This window comes from Serratia sp. CY47280 (assembly GCF_052168655.1).
GTDB lineage: Bacteria > Pseudomonadota > Gammaproteobacteria > Enterobacterales > Enterobacteriaceae > Serratia > Serratia bockelmannii.
This window is the reverse complement of the sequence record NZ_JBJNMG010000006.1, coordinates 151783-167815: the sequence shown is the minus strand read 5'-3', so window position 1 is coordinate 167815 and position 16033 is coordinate 151783. Positions and strand designations below refer to the sequence as shown.

Annotated in this window: 10 protein-coding genes and 3 tRNA genes; 6 read left to right on the top strand and 7 right to left on the bottom strand. The window is 61.0% G+C overall.

Annotated elements, in window-relative coordinates; translation table 11 throughout:
- Positions 1–39: 39 nt before the first annotated feature.
- Positions 40–264 (bottom strand): YgdI/YgdR family lipoprotein, encoded by a 225-nt coding sequence (locus tag ACJ8J4_RS20575; RefSeq protein ID WP_025304050.1) that lies wholly within the window; start codon positions 262–264, stop codon positions 40–42.
- A 196-nt stretch (positions 265–460) separates the two neighbouring features.
- Between ACJ8J4_RS20575 and csdA the strand changes: the two genes are divergently transcribed.
- Complete coding sequence (gene csdA, locus ACJ8J4_RS20570) at positions 461–1666, top strand: cysteine desulfurase CsdA (RefSeq protein ID WP_049296157.1); 1206 nt, start codon at positions 461–463, stop codon at positions 1664–1666.
- A 19-nt stretch (positions 1667–1685) separates the two neighbouring features.
- The gene (gene csdE, locus ACJ8J4_RS20565; RefSeq protein WP_049206161.1) at positions 1686–2120 is read left to right on the top strand and encodes a cysteine desulfurase sulfur acceptor subunit CsdE; all 435 of its coding nucleotides are present in this window, start codon (positions 1686–1688) and stop codon (positions 2118–2120) included.
- Here the strand turns inward: csdE and tcdA are convergent.
- Together tcdA and mltA are read right to left on the bottom strand one after the other, a co-directional pair.
- A complete protein-coding gene (tcdA, locus tag ACJ8J4_RS20560) occupies positions 2111–2917 on the bottom strand; it encodes a tRNA cyclic N6-threonylcarbamoyladenosine(37) synthase TcdA (protein ID WP_025304053.1) in 807 nt (268 codons plus the stop codon). The genes csdE and tcdA overlap by 10 nt on opposite strands.
- Before the next feature lie 84 nt (positions 2918–3001).
- The gene (gene mltA / locus ACJ8J4_RS20555) at positions 3002–4138 is read right to left on the bottom strand and encodes a murein transglycosylase A (RefSeq protein WP_025304054.1); all 1137 of its coding nucleotides are present in this window, start codon (positions 4136–4138) and stop codon (positions 3002–3004) included.
- A 216-nt stretch (positions 4139–4354) separates the two neighbouring features.
- On the opposite strand from mltA, the gene ACJ8J4_RS20550 reads away from it, so the two are divergent.
- The 3 genes from ACJ8J4_RS20550 (at position 4355) to ACJ8J4_RS20540 (ending at position 4707) form a co-directional block, all read left to right on the top strand.
- Positions 4355–4431: transfer RNA gene (locus ACJ8J4_RS20550), tRNA-Met, on the top strand.
- Between the two features lie 57 nt (positions 4432–4488).
- A tRNA-Met gene (locus ACJ8J4_RS20545) sits at positions 4489–4565 on the top strand.
- A gap of 65 nt (positions 4566–4630) precedes the next feature.
- Positions 4631–4707 (top strand) — tRNA-Met (locus ACJ8J4_RS20540).
- Between the two features lie 90 nt (positions 4708–4797).
- Here ACJ8J4_RS20540 and amiC read toward each other — a convergent pair.
- A complete protein-coding gene (gene amiC, locus ACJ8J4_RS20535; protein WP_099817548.1) occupies positions 4798–6051 on the bottom strand; it encodes an N-acetylmuramoyl-L-alanine amidase AmiC in 1254 nt (417 codons plus the stop codon).
- 240 nt (positions 6052–6291) lie between these two features.
- On the opposite strand from amiC, the gene argA reads away from it, so the two are divergent.
- Entirely contained in the window at positions 6292–7617 is a 1326-nt protein-coding gene (argA, locus tag ACJ8J4_RS20530) for an amino-acid N-acetyltransferase (RefSeq protein WP_049296158.1), read from the top strand.
- A 38-nt stretch (positions 7618–7655) separates the two neighbouring features.
- On the opposite strand, the gene recD is transcribed toward argA, so the two are convergent.
- From recD to ptrA, 3 genes are read right to left on the bottom strand one after another with little or no spacing between them, the layout of a single operon-like run.
- Complete coding sequence (recD, locus tag ACJ8J4_RS20525) at positions 7656–9506, bottom strand: exodeoxyribonuclease V subunit alpha (protein WP_261127898.1); 1851 nt, start codon at positions 9504–9506, stop codon at positions 7656–7658.
- Entirely contained in the window at positions 9503–13054 is a 3552-nt protein-coding gene (gene recB / locus ACJ8J4_RS20520; protein ID WP_264383739.1) for an exodeoxyribonuclease V subunit beta, read from the bottom strand. Before recB ends, recD begins: the two co-directional genes overlap by 4 nt.
- A complete protein-coding gene (ptrA, locus tag ACJ8J4_RS20515) occupies positions 13051–15939 on the bottom strand; it encodes a pitrilysin (protein ID WP_049206156.1) in 2889 nt (962 codons plus the stop codon). Before ptrA ends, recB begins: the two co-directional genes overlap by 4 nt.
- Positions 15940–16033 lie beyond the last annotated feature (94 nt).

Here is a 16033-nt window from a genome sequence, read left to right as displayed (position 1 = left end):
AGCACCGCAAAACTTGCGGTGCTTTTTTTTGCCTGACGGTTACTGGTTGCTTTCAACCATCTCTTTCACATCGGCGCGGTTGATCTGCTGCTCGACGCCGTTAGCGTCTTTATAGCTGATCATGCCGGTATCGTTGTCCACTTTTGGCTTGCCGTCAGCGACAATGGTGCGTCCGTCATTGGTATGCATCACGTAGTTGCTGGAACAGGCGGCCAGGGTGAACGTAAGCATCAGGGCAGAGAGAACTGCGGCTGTTTTCTTCATTGAGGACTCCTTTTTAGTTTTAAATGCTGATAAATACCTTTTATGTGTATAGATGCGATTAATAAGCGCACATTTAATAGCATAACAAACTTTTCCAATTTTGCCAGGCGATAAGTCCTAATAGGCAGGATCGCTTGTCTCCGGCGGCAAAATAGGACAGGATCACCCATCGACTCAAGCCAGTGACAATCAGGGTATGACGCCTTTTAACCCCAGCCTTTTTCGCCAACAGTTTCCCGCGCTCGCGCAGGATGGTATCTATCTGGACAGCGCCGCCACCGCGTTGAAACCGCAGGCGGTCATCGACGCCACGCAGCAATTTTATCGCGATGACGCCGCCACCGTGCACCGCAGCCAGCATCGGGCGGCGCAGGATCTGACTGCCCGCTTCGAGCAGGCACGCGGCCAGGTGGCGAAATTGATCAATGCGCCGTCGGCCGACGACATCGTCTGGACGCGCGGCACCACCGAGGCGATCAACCTGGTGGCGCAGAGCTACCTGCGCCCGCGTCTGCTGCCGGGCGATGAAATCCTGGTGAGCGAAGCGGAACACCACGCTAACCTGATCCCCTGGCTGATGGTGGCGGAACAAACCGGCGCGCGGGTGGTGAAACTGCCCATCGGCGCCGACCGGTTGCCGGATTTGACGCAGCTACCCGCCCTGCTCAACGACAAAACCCGCCTTTTGGCGCTGGGGCAAATGTCCAACGTCACCGGCGGCTGCCCGGACCTGGCACTGGCAATCGCCATGGCGCATGCCGCCGGCGCGCACGTGATGATCGACGGCGCTCAGGGCGTGGTTCACGGCCCGGCCGACGTACAGCGGCTCGACATCGATTTTTACGCCTTCTCCGGCCACAAGCTGTATGGCCCGACCGGCATCGGCGCGCTGTACGGCAAAGCCGAGCTGCTGGCGCAGATGGCACCCTGGCAAGGCGGCGGCAAGATGCTGACCCAGGCGTCGTTCGACGGTTTTACCCCACAAAAGCCACCGCACTGTTTCGAAGCCGGCACGCCAAACATCGCCGGCGTGCTGGGGTTGGCCGCCGCACTCACCTGGCTCAGCGAACAGGACATGGCGGCGGCGGAGCGCTACAGCCGCGAGCTGGCTGACCGGGCGGAACAGCAGTTGGCGCAGCTGCCGGGCTTTCGCAGCTTCCGCAGTTCCGGTTCCAGCCTGCTGGCGTTCGATATCGCCGGCGTACACCACAGCGACATCGTCACGCTGCTGGCGGAGCAAGGCATTGCGCTGCGCGCCGGCCAGCACTGCGCGCAGCCGCTGATGGCGGCATTAGGCGTCAGCGGCACGCTGCGCGCGTCGTTCGCCCCCTACAATACACAACAGGATGTCGATACGCTGGTCAGCGCGTTGACTCACGCCCTCGATCTGCTGGCCGACTGACGTGATTTCCGGAGACACTATGCTCGCCCCCCATCCTTTTGGCCGAGAGATCACCGCCGAAGCCTTGATCGCTACCTTCAGCGCGCTGAAACAGTGGGAAGACCGCTACCGCCAGCTGATCATGCTCGCGAAACGGCTACCGCCGCTGCCGGAGGCCTTGCGCAGTGAAGAAATGGCGTTGAGCGGGTGTGAAAACCGTGTCTGGTTAGGGCACCAATTGCTGGAAGACGGCACGCTGCACTTCTATGGCGACAGCGAGGGCCGCATCGTGCGCGGCCTGCTGGCGGTGCTGCTGACCGAAGTGGAAGGAAAAACGCCGCAGCAGATCGCCGCATTGGATCCGCTGGCGCTGTTCGACCGTCTGGCATTGCGCGCGCAGCTGAGCGCCACCCGCGCCAGCGGCCTGGCGGCCTTGGGCTCCGCCGTCAAGGCGATCGCCGCCCGTTACGCCTGACGCGCCGCCTTCGCCACCATCTTTTTCAGCGCGTGCGATACGGCGACGAAACCGAAGGTGGCGGTAACCATGGTCGCCGCACCGAACCCCGCGCTGCAATCCATTCTTTTTGGCCCTTCCGCCGTGCTGCGCGAAGCGCACACCGAACCGTCCGGCTGCGGGTAAACCAGCGGTTCGCTGGAGAAGACGCAGTCGATGCCCAGCTTACCCTTACCGTTTTTCACCACGTTGAAATCGTGCTTCAACCGCTCGCGCAGCTTGGCGGCCAGCGGATCCTGGATGGTTTTGGCCAGATCGGCCACTTCGATTTTGGTCGGGTCGACCTGACCGCCGGCGCCGCCGGTGGTCACCACCGGGATCTTGAAGCGGCGGCAGTATGACAGCAACGCCGCCTTCGGCCGCACGCTGTCGATCGCGTCGATGACGTAGCTGAAGTTATGGTCCAGCAGCTCGGCGACGTTGTCCGGGGTGATGAAATCGTCGATGCAGGTCACCCGGCATTCCGGGTTGATCGCCAGGATACGCTCCGCCATCACCTCGGTTTTCGATTGCCCGACATGCTGGCGCAACGCGTGGATCTGGCGGTTGGTATTGGTAACGCAGACATCATCCATGTCGATCAGGGTGATGGCGCCGATGCCGGTGCGCGCCAGCGCCTCAGCCGCCCAGGAACCCACGCCGCCGATACCGATCACGCAGACGTGCGCCTGCGCGAACACCGCCAGCGCCTGCTGGCCGTACAATCGCGCCGTGCCGCCGAAACGCTGCAGATAGGCTTCCGAATAAGCTGTGCTCATAACGCTTTAATTACCTTCGTAATGCAAATGATAAGGGCCGGAAAATCCGGCCCTTGCGGGTCAATCTTTTCACGTCGTATGCGTTTACCGAGTGGCCAGCAACGAACCGCCGCCGTTTGACTGATTGGCGCTGAACAACTGACCGCCACCGTTGTTCTTCAGCACCCAGACGCGGCCATAGTGGTTGTAGTATCCCGCCGAGTGGCCGGCATCCGGCCCGATGCCCTGATACATGTCAAAATGCTGGCCCTTGATAGCCCCGCCCACGTCGAGTGCGACCATCAGACGCATCTCGTATTTTCCCGTGAATTTACCCTTGTTGTCCAGCAGCGGCACTTCGGCCAGCAGCGTAGTGCCCGCCGGGATCAGCGAACGGTCGGAGGCCACCGAGGCTTTGGCGATCAGCGGCACCGCACTGGCGCCCTTCACCGGCGCAAAAGCTTCCGGACGGAAAAACACGAACGACGGGTTCTGCTCCAGCAGCTCACGCACCTCTGCGGCGCTGTGGGTATCCGCCCACTGACGGATCGCCTGCATCGACATGTCCGCCTTGGCCACTTCACCGCGATCGATCAGCACCTTGCCGATGCTGCGATAGGCGTGGCCGTTCTTACCGCCGTAGCCGAAGAACACCAGCGGCTGGCCGTTGCCGTAGTCGACATAGCCACTGCCCTGGACTTCCATCATGAAGTTGTCCATCAGCGAGTTGGTGTAAGCGATGATATAGCGATCGTCAAGCGCGCCAGAATAGATGCCCGCGCGATCCGGCAAGCGGCCTCTGCCCTTCGGCGGCATGCGGTACAGCGGATAGCGGAACTCGCCCTGTTGGGTATAGCGCGCCTGCACCACCGGCGTATAGTAGCCGGTAAACTGCACGTTGCCGTAATTGTCGACACCTTCCATCTGGTAAGCGCTGAGGCCGTACTGGCTCAGCATGCGCGTGTCGGCGCCGGACGCCATCCAGCTTTGCACCGCCTGATAGGTGCTGTTGTTGCGGTTAAACAGCGAAGGCGACGCGTACTTGATCTCCATCAGCTGATCCGAATAATCCTTGGCGTTGACCGGCGAACCTTTGGCGTTGGGCTGATTGACCAGCTCCAGCGATTGATCCAGACGGCCGTCTTTATATTGCTGACCCCGATCGGTCGGCTTGGACGAACAGCCCGCCAACACCGCCACCAACAACCCGCCCAGCAGGTATTTGCCCCAACGTCCTTTCATCGCGCACACTCTCAAACTGATATGATCTACCGGCTGAACGATAACAAACGCTCATTGATAAAGGAATCGCTGCAAATAAAAAAAGCCGCACGGAGGATGGTGATGAAAAAGAAGGCAAATTGCGGGCAAATCCAGCAGAAAAACGGGTTTAGGCCAATAAAATGCAAAAAGGGTTTGCAACAAAACGCACGGAGAGTATAGTGCGCATCCATCGGACGCGGGGTGGAGCAGCCTGGTAGCTCGTCGGGCTCATAACCCGAAGGTCGTCGGTTCAAATCCGGCCCCCGCAACCAACCGATGCCGCATTGGCGGTATTTGCGTTTGGCTTCGATAACAAAGTATTATACGGACGCGGGGTGGAGCAGCCTGGTAGCTCGTCGGGCTCATAACCCGAAGGTCGTCGGTTCAAATCCGGCCCCCGCAACCAACCGAATGTCGTACCAGCGGCATAACATGAACGGTGGTTTCGTAGTAATACAGCATCAAGACGGACGCGGGGTGGAGCAGCCTGGTAGCTCGTCGGGCTCATAACCCGAAGGTCGTCGGTTCAAATCCGGCCTCCGCAACCAACTCTTGATGACAACAGATAAGCACCCTTCCGGGTGTTTTTTTGTATCTGCAATCCGCAAAAATAGCCGGACTCTCGCCCGGCCCTGCTTTTATCGGCTCGCCAGCGCGCCGCCGTTGGCGAAATAAGCCTTGATCCCCGCCAGAATCGACTCCGCCACCTGCTGCTGGAAATGGCTGGTGCGCAGCTTGCGCTCCTCTTCGATGTTGCTGATAAATGCCGTCTCTACCAGGATCGACGGGATATCCGGCGCCTTCAACACCGCAAAACCGGCCTGATCGACGCGATTCTTGTGCAACCGGTTGATTTTCCCCATCCTATTCAACACTTCCTTGCCGAACTTCAGGCTGTCGTTGATGGTCGCGGTCTGGATCAGATCGAACATGGTATGGTCGAGATAGCGGTCGCCGCTCTTGCTAACGCCGCCGATTTGGTCCGACGCGTTCTGCGTCTGCGCCAGGAACTTGGCCGCCGAGCTGGTGGCGCCCTTGGTGGACAACGCGAACACCGATGAACCGCGCGCGGCGCGGCTGGTAAAGGCGTCAGCGTGAATCGAAACGAACAGATCGGCGCGCTGCTTGCGCGCCTTGGCGACACGCACCTTGAGCGGGATAAACACATCTTCGTTGCGCGTCATGAACACTTTCATGTTCGGCTCGCGCTTGATCATGGCGCTTAGCTTGCGGGCAATCTGCAGCACGATATCTTTCTCGCGCGTCTTGTACTTGCCGATCGCGCCGGGATCTTCGCCGCCGTGGCCAGGATCCAGCATGATGACGATCGGCCGATCGCGCCCCGCCTTGCCGGCCTGCGGCGCTTCCGGCGGCAGCGTGCGCTCCAGATCGCCCTTGTTGTAATCTTCCAGTAACGCCAGTAGCGGATCATACTCCTCACCGCCGCTGCCGCCCTTGGTCGGGTAGAGATCCATCACCAGACGGTTGCGATACTCCGGCACCGGCGCCAGCGTGAAAATATGCGGGCTGACGCTCTGCTTGAGCTCCAGCACCAGCCGCACGGTATTCTGATCGAACTGGCCGACGCGCGCCTGCTTGAGATACGGATCGTCGGCGCGCACCTGCCCGGCAATGCCTTTCAGCACGCTGTTGAGGTGTACGCCTTCGATATCCACCACCACGCGATCGGGATTGGTCAGGGCAAACTGCTTGTATTTCAGTTCGACGTTGGATTCGAGCGTGACGCGGGTATAAGTCGAGGATGGCCAGACGCGCACGGCGATCACGTGCGATGACGCGGCGAAGCCCGTGCGACTCACACTCAGCAACCAGCTGGCGGCAACGCCCTGTAATAAACGACGGCGGCCCAGATTGTGATTAGAGTTTGGCATGCGGCTCCGGCAGTAATAGCTGTTTACAACAGATGAAAAAAACACCAATAGAATGGGGATGCCGAAAACTTTAACCAATCATTCCAGCCCTGTCATCAGAAAATCTTTTTATGGTTTTTCAATTTATTAACGATTTAGCACCCTTAGCGCACTCTTCATGACGATTTCCCACTTGCCATTGGCGCCATAAAAGAATAAAAATACAAAAATATCGTATAAATATGCAAAAGAGGTTTAGCCGTGAAGGAACGTAGTACAGAGCTGGTGCAAGGATTCCGTCACTCAGTCCCCTATATCAACGCCCACCGCGGCAAAACGTTTGTCATCATGCTCGGCGGGGAAGCCATCGAACACGAGAATTTCTCCAATATCGTCAACGATATCGGGCTGCTGCATAGTCTGGGCATTCGCCTGGTGGTGGTTTACGGCGCACGGCCGCAGATCGACGCCAATCTGGCGCAACATAACCATGAGCCGATCTACCACAAGCACATCCGCGTGACCGACGCCCATACGCTCGAACTGGTCAAGCAGGCCGCCGGTTTATTGCAGCTCGACATCACCGCCCGGCTGTCGATGAGCCTCAACAACACGCCGCTGCAGGGCGCACACATTAACGTGGTCAGCGGCAACTTCATCATCGCACAGCCGCTGGGCATCGATGACGGCATCGACTACTGCCACAGCGGCCGTATTCGCCGTATCGATGAAGAAGCGATCCACCGCCAGCTCGACAGCAACGCCATCGTGCTGATCGGCCCGGTCGCAGTTTCGGTCACCGGCGAGAGCTTCAACCTGACTTCGGAAGAAGTGGCTACCCAGCTGGCGATCAAACTGAAAGCGGAAAAAATGATCGGTTTCTGCTCCTCACAAGGCGTGACCGACGCGGAAGGCAACATCCTTTCCGAGCTGTTCCCCAACGACGCGCAAAAGCGCCTTGAAGAGCTGGAGGAAGGCGGCGACTACCATTCCGGCACCGTGCGCTTCCTGCGCGGCGCGGTGAAAGGCTGCCGCAGCGGCGTGCGCCGCAGCCATCTGATCAGCTACCAGGAGGACGGTGCGCTGGTGCAGGAGCTGTTCTCGCGCGACGGCATCGGCACCCAAATCGTGATGGAAAGCGCCGAGCAGGTGCGCCGGGCGACGATCAACGACATCGGCGGCATCCTGGAACTGATCCGGCCGCTCGAACAACAGGGTATTCTGGTGCGCCGTTCGCGTGAACAGCTGGAGATGGAGATCGACAAGTTCACCATTATCGAACGCGACAACCTGACCATCGCCTGTGCGGCGCTGTACCCGTTCCTGGAGGAAAAAATCGGTGAGATGGCCTGTGTCGCGGTGCATCCCGATTACCGCAGCTCATCGCGCGGCGAGATGCTGCTGCAACGGGTGGAAAATCAGGCGCGACAGATGGGGCTAAAGAAGCTGTTCGTGCTGACCACCCGCAGCATCCACTGGTTCCAGGAGCGTGGATTCACCCCGGCGGAAGTCGACGTGCTGCCGATGCAAAAACAGGCGTTGTACAACTACCAGCGCCGCTCCAAAATTCTGCTGGCGGATCTGTAATCACAGTGGGCGCGGCCGTTGCCGCGCCCGTTCATCGCTTATTCCGTTGCCTGCAACCGTTCAGCCAATCCGCTGCGGCGCTGGGTCGGCGTGCGAATAGCCCGCAGCAGTACCGTCTCCGTAGCGTACAGTGAGAGCTGCTTACGCGCACGAGTGATCGCGGTATAGACCAGCTCACGCGTCAGCACCGGCAGGAAATGGTTCGGCAACACCAGAACCGTATGGTCAAACTCCGATCCCTGTGATTTGTGCACCGTCATGGCATAAGCGGTTTCATGCGCCGGCAAACGGCTTGGCTGTACCGACTTGATACTGCCGTCGGGCAGTTGGAAATGCACGCGCAGATCGCCGTGCTCATCCGGCAATGTAATGCCGATATCCCCATTGAACAGCCCCAGTGCGCTGTCGTTGCGGCCGATCATCACCGGCCGCCCCCGGTACCAGCGGCCAAGCACGCCCGGTTTGCGGTCGATCAGGCCCGCACGCTGCAGCCCGAGCTCAATGCGCTCGTTCAGGCCGGCGACGCCGAACGGCCCTTCACGCAGCGCACACAGCACCTGGAAACGGCCAAAAGCCGCCAGCACCGTCGCCGCGTCCGCCCCTTCGGCCGTCAGCCGCAGATAGTCGCGGTAGCCCGCCACGCAGGCATCCAACAGCGCCTGATACTCTTCGCTCGTCGCCAGCGCATAGCCCGCGACATCGCCGAAACTGCCGTTTAGTGCCGCCAGTGCGCGATCCCCCGCGCCGGCGTTGACCGCCAACGCCAGCTGGCCGATGCCGGAACGTGCATCGAAGCGATAGCTCTTGCGCAGCAGACACAGGCTATCGCGCACCGCCGCTTCCGCGTCGGCCTGCCGCCCTTCGATCGAACAGCCGGTCAGGCGGCTCAGCTCTGCGGCACGCGCATCGCTGTATCCCTGCTCGGCAAAACGGCAAATATCCCCCAGCACCGCGCCGGCCTCTACCGAAGCCAACTGATCGCGGTCGCCAAGGAAAATCACCCGCGCCCGATCGGGCAGCGCGGCAATCAGGCGCGCCATCATCGGCAGATCGACCATCGAAGCCTCATCCACCACCAGCACATCCAAATGCAGCCGGTTGCCACGGTGATAGCGCATGCGCTGACTGTTAGGTTGCGCTCCCAACAGACGGTGCAACGTCGCCGCCTCCGTCGGGAACAACGCCTGCTGCGCCGGGGTCAACGCCAACTGACGGCTGGCGCTGCCAAGCGACTCCGTCAGGCGCGCCGCTGCCTTGCCGGTCGGCGCCGCCAGCTGGATGCGCAAGCGTTCGCCTTCATCCAGCTGCACCAGCGCCGCCAACAGCTTGGCGACGGTGGTGGTTTTACCGGTACCCGGTCCGCCGGAAATAACCGCGATACGCCGCGTAGCCGCCACCGCGGCGGCGATCTTCTGCCAGTCGGGTTCGTCACTCGCCGTGCCGAACAAGCGGTCGAGAATGGCGCGCAACGCCTCCTCCGGCACCGCCAGCGATTCACCTTCGCCGCCGATAAACGCCGCCACTTCACCTTCGTTTTGCCACATGCGCTGCAGGTATAAACGCGGCCCGCGCAGTACCAGCGGCGTTGCGCCGCTGCCATCCCCGACCGCCGCACTGGCCGCCAAACGCTGCTGCCAACGCGCGCTATCCGGTCGTCCGACCGCCTCCCACACCGCCAACGCCAGCGCTGGTTGGCGCCCTTCAAACAGCGTGTCCGCCTGCAGTTGCTCCAGCATCAGGCAGACATGACCGGCCCCCGCCTCTGCGCTCAGGCAGGCGGCGGCCAGCAAAATATCAGGCTCGTCTTCGTTCGCCACCACGCGGGCGAACTGCACGTCCAGCGGGCGCAGCGCGCCAAGCGCCACCGCCTGCTCCAGCAGTGCGATCATGATCCTTCCTCCGCCGCCGCAGCCTCGCCGCTGAACAAGCGATCCATCCCCTCCACCAACTCAAACTCGGGGAGACAGGTGAAAATGCCATTGCCCGGGTGCGCCGCATCCACGCCGCGCAGGAACAGATAAATCACCCCGCCAAAATGGCGTCGGTAATCATAATCCGGCAACCGATGGCGCAGATAACGATGCAACGCCAGCGTGTACAGCTGGTATTGCAGATCGTAACGATGCTCCGCCATCGCCTGCTCCATCGCCGGCCGGGTATAGGCGCTGCTGTCCTCTCCTAGCCAGTTGGACTTGTAGTCCAGCAGGTAGTATTTGCCCTGCCAGCAGAACACCAGGTCGATAAAGCCTTTCAGCATGCCCTGCACCTGGTGAAAATCCAGCGCCGGACAGCGGGCGGAAAGCGGATCGTAACGCTTCACCAGGGAATCGAGCTCCTTCGCCTGCAACAGCCGATTAATCGGTAAATAGAACTGCAGCTCTGCCTGCTTATGCTGCGGCGTCAGCGCCGCCAGCGTCACGCCGCTGTCATCGAGCGGCGTATTGAGCAGCACCTGCATCCACGCCAGCAGAATCGGTTGCCAGTGTTCGGCGAACCCTTGCTGCTGTAGCTGTTCCAGCAGCCACTGTTCGTCGAGCGGCTGGGTGAAGTCCAGCGTTTCAAACAGGCTGTGCAGGAAGGTGCCGGGCGTTGCGCCGCGCGGGAAGGTATGCGGTGTAAGCGCTGGCTCACTTTCTTCCCCGCGCTCACCGGCCGCGTCGACATCCAGACGCGGCAGCAGATCCTGCATCAGGCTCGCGCCGTGCTGTTGCAAACCGGTATAGCTGGTCACCCGCCAAAAATCCTGGATCCGCCGGGTAAAGCTTTTCGCCTCCAACGCCTCGGTTAGCGAAGCCTGGGGGTGCCAGGGTTCTTCATCCGGCGGTTCAACCAGCGACAGCGCGATACCGCCGCCCGCTAATTGCTGCAGCCGCTCCTGCAGATACACGGCGTCACCGGCTTGCCCGCCCTGCACCAGATAACCCAATGCGCTGCGGTGCAGATCGGTATCGCCCTGTTTCTTGCGCGTGACCTGGAACAACGGTGCGATGCCGATGCTGCAGTGGTACACCGAGCGGGTCAGCGCCACATACAGCAGACGCAGGTCTTCCGCTAATCGCTCCTCCTCCGCCCAGGCCTGGCTCTCTTCATTGGCGTCGAGATCCAGCAACGCCTGGAAACTGTGGCGATCGTGATACAGCGCCTGTTGCTGCTGGCGGAAGTTGCCGACGAACGGCAGCCACACCAGATCGAACTCCAACCCCTTAGACTTGTGAATCGTGATCACCTGCACCAGATGCCGGTCGCTCTCCAGCCGCAGCTGCTGATTATCGGACTGACGATTAGGCTGGGAGATCTGCTGCGCCAGCCAGCGCACCAGCGCATGCTCGCTGTCGAGCTGCGCCGCCGCCTCTTGCAACAGCTCCCCCAGATGCAGCACGTCGGTCAAGCGACGCTCGCCGCCGGCGCTGGCCAGCAGGTTCTCCGCCAGCTGGCGCGCTTTCATCACCTCGCTCAGCATCGGCAACACGCCGCGGCGCAGCCAGAGCGTGCGGTAACTGTCGAATTCATTAACCAGCGAGTCCCAGGCGCGCTCATCGCGGCTCAGGCCGTCCAACGTCGGCGCGTCCAGCCCCATCAGCCCGGTGGCCATGGCGCTGCGCAGCGTGCGCTCTTGCTCCGGCGCCAACACCGCCTGCAACAACCACAGCAGGTCTTTGGCCTCCGGGGTGTCGAACACGCTATCGCGGTTGGACAGATACACCGAAGGAATAGAAAGCGCACTCAGCGCATCGCGCACCAACGCCGCCTCATTGCGGCTGCGCACCAGCACCGTGATATCGGAGGCTTGTACCGGCCTTGGCATCTTGCCGCCCTGCAGCCACGCCTGGCCCTGCTGCCCGGCGCTGAGCCAGTCGCGAATTTGCGTGGCGCACAGGCGCGCCATCAGCTGTTGGTAATCACTTACACCGGCGCCTTCCCCCTGCTGCAGCCAGAACTGCATCGCCGGTTGCGGCTTGCCGTGCAATTCAAACGCCAGCCCTTGGTTCTTTTCCGCCGCGCTGACCTCGATAAAGGGGATTTGGCCGAACAGGAAAGGCTTTTCTACCTGAGAAAACAGGTGATTAACGCTGGCGACCATCGACGGCGACGAGCGCCAGTTGGTCTCCAGCGTATAGTGGGCGCTCACCTCTGAGCGCGCCCGCATGTAGGTAAAGATGTCGGCACCGCGAAAGGCGTAAATCGCCTGCTTGGGATCGCCGATCAGCAGCAGGCCGCAATCGGGCCGGCCGACGTAAAGTTTTTGGAAAATGCGGTATTGCTGCGGATCGGTATCCTGGAATTCATCGATCATCGCCACCGGGTAACGCTGGCGGATCGCCTGTGCCAGCTGTTCGCCGCCACCGCTTTGCAAGGCGCCGTCCAGCCGGCTGAGCAGGTCGTCAAACCCCAGCTCGGCGCGCTGGCGCTTTTCTTGCTGAATGGAAGTGCGGATCTCGCTGAGCGCGCGCGCCATGATCAGGTCGCGCAGCGTCAAGGGTTCATCAAACAGCTCGTCGATCGCCGTGAACAGCGCATGCCGCGGCGGCTCGCCTTTCTTGGTCTTCTCCAGCAGCACCGACTGGCGAAATTTATCCAGTTCCTTCGGCAGCTGGTAGTCCTGAGTCTCCTGCCCGCTCCATTCGCCGACCTTGTTCAGCCAGTTCGGCAGGTGTTTGCTGCTGTAGCTGCGCTTATCGACACCGGACTGGGCGATTAACGCCTCCAGATCGCCCGCCGCCGCCCGCCATTGCGCCTTGATGGCGTCGATGCGCGCGACGATCTGCTCGTGGCGCATCAGGACGGTTTCTTCGTCCTTCGGCGGCCGACGCAGCGCCGGCGCTTCACCGTGCAGATAACCGGAAAGGTCGGCCAGCAACGCTTCCGGGCCGCTCCACTCCTGGCTGACCGCACGCGCCACGCCCAGTGGCAACGGATAGCAGTGGCGACGCCAGAAATCGGCGCAGGCCTGCCGCCGCAGCGGCAGTTCATCCTGCACCAGCGTTTGTTCAAACAGCATGCCGGACTCAAAGGCGTTGTGCGTCAACATTCGTTGGCAAAAGCCGTGGATGGTGTAAATCGCCGCTTCGTCCATCTGCCGCTCCGCCGCCAGCAGCTGCGAGGCGGCGTCGGTCAAATCGTCAATTTCTTCCATCAGCGCCGAAAACAGCGGGTTGGCGCTGATACCGCGCACGCAGGCGATGCGCAGCCCGTGGATATTGTCGCGGATGCGCCCGCGCAGCTCCTCGGTGGCGGCCTCGGTAAAGGTCACCACCAGGATTTCTTCGACCGTCAGCGGCCGGGGAAACGCTGCTTCACCGCCCAACCCCAGCAGCAAACGCAGGTACAGCGCGCCGATGGTAAAGGTTTTGCCGGTGCCCGCTGACGCCTCGATCAGGCGTTCGCCGAACAACGGTAACGTCAGCGGCTCCAGCCTTTGCGGGGCAACTTCCGTCATGGCGTCGCCACTTTGCGCGGCAGGATCTGCTGCAATGCAGACGCGTTCGGATAGGTAACCCAATCCTTAGGCGCCGCGTAATCCGCCTTGTCTTGCCCGCTGCCGCTCACCTGCGACAGCACCGCCAGCCCCTGCGGTTGGATCACCGCCTGGTGGAAATAATCCGCCAGCTTGGCCGGCGTCAGCTGTTGCACCTGCGCAATCAGCTTCTGACGGGTATCGAAGGCGAAATTGCCGCGATCGAAATCGTTGGCGAACCGGCTGGCTTCTTCGCTGAGGGTTTGCGGCCGCTGCTTCAGCTCATTAATGAGCGCCTGTTTGTACTGCTCAAAATCGGCCTCGCTCATGTCGCGCAAGCGCTTCTCGGTTTTCGGGTAGAAATCCTGATAGCGCTGGTACAGGTAGGCCGGCTGCTTGCTGTTGCTCTGCAGCAGGAAGCCCACGCCCCACTGGCGGCCCACCGACATCGGGAAGGCGAAGACCGCATACCCCAATTGCTCCTGAGTGCGCAGCTGGCTGTAGAACCACGGCTGAATGATCTGCCCCAGCAGCGAGCTGTAGGCCATGCCGGTCACTTCGTCGTAGCCGGTCGGCACATAGACCGCCGCCAGCGCCGAGTCGGTGCTGCTGCCCACCTGTTGCAGGTTGGCTAGCTGATTCTTGTCCACCACCACGTCTTCGCCGTGCCACCATTCGATGCCGGTACAGCCCAGACGATGTTTCAACGTCGACGCCAACGTGTCGACCTGCTGCTTGCTCATGTTGCCCACCACCAACAGCTCCGGCGTGGCCTCGGCCAGCAGGCTGTCGCGATAGGCCAGCACGTCTTTCAGCGTCAGCGTCTTCAGCACTTCGCGGCGCTCACTGCGTTCGGAATACGGCACGCGGGAAACCATCTGCACCGGCTGAATGGCCAGCTCAAACGCTTTGCCCTTCTCGGCGGCGTCCAACTGCTCCAGGTACCAGGATTTGGCCTGCGCCAGCTGATCTTCCGTCGGCGTGAAGCTGGAATAGCCCTCGATCAGCGCCGTCAACAACTGCGGCAAACGCTGGGTAAAGCCGTTGGCGTTAAACATCAGGCCGTTGTTCGGCGACGTCGAGAAACTCAACCCGCCGACCGACGCCTGATAGCTCAGTTGATCCAGCGCGAGGCCGGCCAGATAATCCGTCAGCGAGAACAGCACCTGGTTGCGCGCGGAATCCATGGTCTTGGCGTTGCGGAAAGCGACGGTGACGTCGGCCTTCGGCTCGTCGGCGAAATAACGGCTCGGCATATACAGCACGCGCAGGCCGGGTTTATCCACCACCATTTCCGGCTTTTTGAACTCGTGCGACGGTTTGGTCAGGGTGAAATCATCCGGAATGTACGGGTTGAGCGCCGGCAACGACAGAGAAATGCCGCTGCCCAGCTGCTGCCACTGCGTAAAGCGCTGTGGCGTGATTTTGTCGACCTGGTAAGGCGCGTTGACGAAATAGGCCGTCTTGTTGTGCGGCTCATCGGGGCTGACGAACCAGATGCGCGCATTTTGCGGCGTCATGGCATCCAGACGTTCAGCGATCGCCTTGGGATCATAACGATCGGCCAGGTAGGGTGCGTCCAGCGCATGCTCAACCGGCACACGCAGCATGGTGTCCACCAGCCATTCGATGTAGTCCATGTCGCGCGTGATCGACGGATAACGGAAGTCCAGATTCAGAACGTGCGAGATTTCGTCGAAATAACTCTGCTTGATGCCTTCGCTGCGCAGCATTTTCAGGTAGTTGAAAATGGCGGCGACGACCTCGTCGCGTTTGGCCAGACCTTTGTCGGTCAGTGAAACGCTGATGGCGAAGACGCCGCCGTTGCGATCGACCATCGGATCCGCGCCGGCATTGATGGCGTCCGCCAGCCCCTGCTTCTGCAACCAGTCAGACAGGGTGTTTTTGCTGCGGTTGCCGATCAGGTAGCTGATGTAGGTATCGGTTTTGCTGCGAAACGCGGCGCTGTTGTTATCGATGCGGAACTCGACCTTCAGCTGCTTGCGCGGCTGCGCCGGCACATAGTGAATGATGATACCCTGCTGTTCCGGCGTCACGGCCGGCACGGTGATCGGCGGCACGCTGGCGTCGTGATTCGGCACGCGGCCAAAGGTTTTCGCCGCAATATCCGCCAACTGCGGCAGCGGCTGATTACCGTACAAAACGCCCATCATCAGGTTGGCGGAGTAGTAGCGTTTATAGAAGCCGGTCAGTTCATCATGCAACTTGCTGTCCGGCTTGTCTTTCAGCGTATCGAGATTGCCGCCGGAGAAGCGCGCGCTCGGGTGCGCCGGGTTAAGGGTTTCCGCGCCGACCTGCGCCATGCGCATGCCGTCGCGCGAGCGCGCCATCGTCAATTCGGCGTTCACCGCGTTGCGCTCACGATCGGCATTGCCCGGATCCAGCAGCGGCTCGGCAATGGCGTCGGCCATGCGATCGACCGCCGGCTCCAGCGCGTCATTCTCCACTTCCAGATAGAAGGCGGTGCGATAAGAGGCCGTGCTGGCGTTATGGCTGCCGCCGTGCTTTTTCAGGAATTCGGACAGGTTTTCCGGCTCTGGATAGCGTTTGGAGCCCATCAGCACCATATGTTCCAGATAGTGCGCCAAGCCCAGTTGGCTGTTCGGATCTTCGAGCGACCCGACCGGCAATGCCAGCGCCGCCAGCGATTTCGGCGCCTGGGCATCGGACACCAGCAACACCGTCATGCCGTTAGCCAACTTGATCGCCTCGTACTGACGCGGATCGTGTTCGCTCTTGTTGATCTTCTCCGCCAGCGGTTGCCATCCTTGCGCGGCCCAACTCAACGGTGCCCAACACATAGCCAATAATACCAGCCCGGCGATACGGGCCAACTGTCTGCGCATATCCAAAATAAACCCCTATTCTGACGTCGCTACGCCCACTCCCTGACGTTGGCGACGTGCATCAAAACCACATAACCAAATCGGTACTCGCCGG